The sequence below is a fragment of the Micromonospora acroterricola genome (assembly GCF_003172955.1).
GTDB lineage: Bacteria > Actinomycetota > Actinomycetes > Mycobacteriales > Micromonosporaceae > Micromonospora > Micromonospora acroterricola.
Window position 1 is genome coordinate 1 of record NZ_QGKR01000125.1, and the last position, 601, is coordinate 601.

Genomic DNA, 601 nt, shown 5'->3' on the forward strand with positions numbered 1-601 from the left:
CGCCCCGGCTGCGGGTGGCGCCGCCGCCTCCGGTGTCGGTGCCGCGCGCGCCGTTCGCGGCGCTGATCGTGGTGCTGGTGGTCGGCGGGGTGCTGGGCATCCTGGCGGTCAACACCAAGATCAACGAGAACGCGTTCCGGCTGGAGAAGCTGCAGCAGCAGCAGGCCCGGCTGGACCTGGAGAAGCAGCAGTTGGACAGGCAGATCGCCGACGCCGAGGCGCCGGGAAACCTGACCGCCCAGGCGCGGCGGCTGGGCCTGGTGGACGCCGGCGAGCCGGGGTACGTCCGGCTGCCGGACGGCAAGTTGCCCCTCGGGGTGCCGCAGCCGGCGACCGGCGAGCCGTCGGTGACCAGCCAGGGTGCGGGAGGCTGACCAGTGCCACCGAGGTCGGACGAGCCGCGCCGGGATCCCACGGGGTCCCGGCGCGGTTCTTCGCGTAACGGCGGCCCCGTCGACGGGGAGCCACGTGCCGGCGAGCCGGGCATCGGGGGCATCTCCGGCGCCCGGGCGTACACCCCTCGGGGCCGGACCGTCCGCGAGGAACGTGGCGCGCCGACCCGCGGCGGGGCCGCCGAGCAGCGGCGTACCCCGCGCAGCAC

The 601-nt window shown here is 76.4% G+C and carries 2 pseudogenes; both read left to right on the forward strand.

What is annotated here, in order from left to right:
- A pseudogene (locus DKT68_RS04870) lies at window positions 1-374 on the forward strand (hypothetical protein); the annotation flags it as partial.
- A gap of 3 nt (window positions 375-377) precedes the next feature.
- Window positions 378-601: pseudogene (locus tag DKT68_RS31750) on the forward strand (penicillin-binding protein 2); the annotation flags it as partial.